Source organism: Clostridium sp. AM34-11AC (genome assembly GCF_003435375.1).
Taxonomy (GTDB): domain Bacteria; phylum Bacillota; class Clostridia; order Lachnospirales; family Lachnospiraceae; genus Pilosibacter; species Pilosibacter fragilis.
Genome location: NZ_QWGL01000073.1, coordinates 1 through 3,542, shown reverse-complemented (window position 1 = coordinate 3,542; position 3,542 = coordinate 1). Strand labels below are relative to the sequence as shown.

At 40.7% G+C, this 3,542-nt stretch carries 4 protein-coding genes; all 4 read right to left on the bottom strand.

All coding sequences use genetic code 11. The features are described from left to right. Positions 1-101 precede the first annotated feature (101 nt). The gene (locus DW826_RS17575) at positions 102-563 is read right to left on the bottom strand and encodes a hypothetical protein (protein WP_006859677.1); all 462 of its coding nucleotides are present in this window, start codon (positions 561-563) and stop codon (positions 102-104) included. Positions 564-620: 57 nt separating this feature from the next. Beyond that, positions 621-953, bottom strand: coding sequence for a hypothetical protein (locus tag DW826_RS17570; protein ID WP_015552618.1), 333 nt, complete (start codon positions 951-953; stop codon positions 621-623). A gap of 48 nt (positions 954-1,001) precedes the next feature. Next, positions 1,002-1,379, bottom strand: a complete 378-nt coding sequence (locus tag DW826_RS17565; RefSeq protein ID WP_015552619.1) for a TnpV protein — start codon at positions 1,377-1,379, stop codon at positions 1,002-1,004. A gap of 676 nt (positions 1,380-2,055) precedes the next feature. Continuing rightward, complete coding sequence (locus tag DW826_RS17560; RefSeq protein WP_117553323.1) at positions 2,056-3,435, bottom strand: hypothetical protein; 1,380 nt, start codon at positions 3,433-3,435, stop codon at positions 2,056-2,058. Between the last annotated feature and the right edge of the window lie 107 nt (positions 3,436-3,542).

Here is a 3,542-nt window from a genome sequence, read left to right as displayed (position 1 = left end):
TAATGTTTTATACGCTATACCCAAAACTCAGAAAGAACCTGACTTCCATGTAACAGCGGTTTGTTCTGTGGTTATTCAGTTAAAATTTCAAAGCGACAAGTTCATTTCCTATCTGCAATTATTTTATCAGCAATTTGTTCCAAAGTAGCGTCGAAGTCCAAACCAATTAAGTCAGGATAAAAAATATAGTCGGTAAGATTGTCTAAGCCGGTGTTAATCTCCAGATATTCCAACCACCAATCTCTTTCCCCTTCCCCAAACTTCAGAATGTGTAAAACGATTTCCTTGAGTTGCTCATTTGATAAATTAGATTTCATTGGCGGAGGCATTAAGGCTCTGCGTGCTGTTGTTTCTAAATCGGTGTAACTCCAATAAGCTTGAAAGATATTAATTTTTATCTTCTTATTTCCAGTAATTTCTCTCAAGTTCTTTTGTAGCTCCCCTAACTCTTTTTTTGCTTCTTTATCACTATCACAATCTTTTTCGTCCATGAGTAGTGCCGCCTTTTCAATAATTTCCATTACGGCTGGAAGCTTCGTTTCGTCGATACTGATTTTTTTCATATTCTACCTCCAATTCCGATTTTTTACTCTGTTCAACTCCCCTATAAACTGGAATTGTTATTCAGGAAAAACAAGCACACAGTTTTCTAAATCGTCAGTATCTTTTTCGGAAATATATATCTGAGCCGACAAAGATAAATCATTTCCTATAAATTTTTCCCTTTGAAACAAATCCCTCACTATATGCCAGTTTCTATGTGCATTTTCAGTTTCCAACCAAATACCCATCAATGGTCCAGGGTCTCCGTCCTCTGTGTCTATATAATCATATCCATTGCTTTGTATCAAAGAATTTGATACCTCTTCGATACGGTCTGGTATGCGATATCTCAAATCCAAATCAGCATTTTCAAGCATTCCTGGATTTAACAACACAATAATCGTCTGCATATTTCTTCCCTCCAAATTCTTATTTGTCATAATCATTCTACCATACCGTTATGAATAAATCATCTCATGTAAAACAATTTCTTCTGCCCGGTTATGAATGTTATTGCAACGCTGCACCCATTCCATTTGATGGGTACGCTTTAATTCTTCGGTCACGCCCTCGGCAGTTTTCATTTGCTCCATGATGGTGTCTAACCGTTCCTGTGCCTGTTCGTTCAGGTCTGCAAGATATGTCCATAGCTCTCCGGTCAATATCAATGTGTTCAATCTGGCTGGGTGGACTTCTCTTAAATATTCCCGGTGCATCCGTCCGTACTTTCCGATGGGGCGGTGTTCCTCCGGCAGTTTCAAGTCAGGGATGTAGTAATCTCCAACAAGGATATAATCAATTCCGTTTTCCGTTATTCTTCGTTTCAATTTGCTCATATTTTTAATCTCCTCATTCTGGTTTTTTGTTTCTGCAAGTCTGACTCTCCAGAAATATTGGTAAATCATTGGTAAAATTGAGAATTAAACACAAGAAATGCTATTTATAGAAGTATTTAAGACGATTTAAGACTTTTTCTCACGAACGGTAAATCCTGCCGAGGCATATGAAAAGTATTTTTATCATGCCTTAAAAACTCCTTGAAAATACTGATTTTCCTTGATTTTACACCACTTTCTACGATTTGCTGTGATAGATTGTTTTCTTCGTTTTCGTCGCATATCGTGGCATAAACTCGTATATCTTGTCATTCAAATTTAGTAAAAATCTTAGTAAAACAGCTCGATTTTCTCATTTTACTAAAGACTTTTTCCACTTAGGTTATCATTTAGTTGTATCAATTTTCTTAATATTTTAAGCTTCATCCTGTGAAGCTCTGCTACAAGCAATACCCAGTACTTAGTGGCGAAACGCCACTAACTGGGCAATGGTTGCACCCTTGACCAGCTAAGGCGCTTCGCCCTTAACCCGAGCAGAGTCTTTCTCCTGCACCTTGCATAAGGCTCTGTCTTTACAATCCGACAAACTTGAAATTATATGTTATTCAATCCAAAGCTTCATATAATCGCCCTCTTGATAGTCATATACTCGTTTGCCTGCTTCTTCTTTTTTCAATTACTTCAGTATCTGATAGCTCATCATAAAAAGAATAACCATCAGACCTAAAAATATCTTGACCAGTTTCTGATACATCGTTGTTGCCGGACTTATGAGTGGGTTCCAGGTTTCCTCTGTGCCAGGCATATTGTTTTTATTGCTCCAATTTTCTCCAGTTATCTTCTGGGCATAGAGACGGTTGGATGCATAAGAGAGCATTTCCTTGGCGGCTTCTGCCTCGTGTTCTGACAATTCAAGGGTTCTGCCATCTGCGAAAGAGAGCATTTTCCATTTGCCTGCTTTCTTTCCCGGGGAGGCCCATCCGCTGATGTCTGTGAGAAGCGGAAGATAGTAAACACCGGCGGCGTCCTGTTCGTCAATGATAAAATGATGAGTGACCGTGAACGATCTGTTGCTGGAAACTGGCTGCATGAGAAAATATTCCGTACAGAAAAGCTCTCTGATCTGCTTGCGCTGTCCCCATGCATCGAAGCAGGAAAGTGTCCGCATGACCGAACCAATGGCGATAAGAACAACAAACACTGCGCCTGTCAGCAGCAAAATGGCTGCGTATATCATAGTCGACGAGTGATCGCTGAAAGGCGATGCCGCTTCCCGAAGCATCACTCCGCAAAGCGGAATCACCAACGCAGCTTCCAGCAGGGAGATACCACGAAAAATGGCATTCTGGCAAAACAGATAATAAAAGCTGACAAAGGTAACAGCATTCTGCCCACTATGGTAGCGAAGCGGAATTCGCATAAGCAAAAGTTCAGACAAAAGGCCGACAAGCAGCACCGCTTCCTTGCATACAAGGATATAAATTCCATACATCCATATATAGAGCCAGGTTCTGCGGGAGCCATAAAGGGCCAGTAAATCTCCCTCCTTCGCATTTTCCAGAACACTATTCAGGATATTTTCCCCGAAAAACAGGTGATAACCGATGCCCAATATCAGTATGATCCATGCAATATAATCAGGAATGCAGGACAGCACCCAGCGTTTGCGGCTGCCGTGTTCATGCCTCCTTTGTCGTAAGAGCCCGATTCCCCATAGAATCGGATAAAGAAATACAATAAGAAGCAGCGCAAGATTCGTTTGTGGCTGTATTACCGTTATAAGCAGGCTCAGGCGTTTGGCCTGTGAAGCTATGCTCTGCAGATTCGGTACATGCGCAAAAATTGATAGCATCAACACGAAAATTACTGCAAAGACTCCTGGTATCGCCATCAGACTGAATGTTTCCGCTTTTGACTTGCGCTTCACCAGATTATATAGGTCGTTAAGATACAGACCTGCATTCAGATAAAGAAGTATCATTGTAAGCCAAAAGTCTGGTAAATAATCGGCATCCACCGTATATAATTGAAAGAAATCCAAGAACGCCTCTATCATTTTTCACACTTCTCCCTATTGAGATTTATCCTGTTTATTCTTACGGAAACACCCTTGTTCATAGTCAGTGACATACTCCCACCACTTAGCTCACGCTTGAAGTGGGG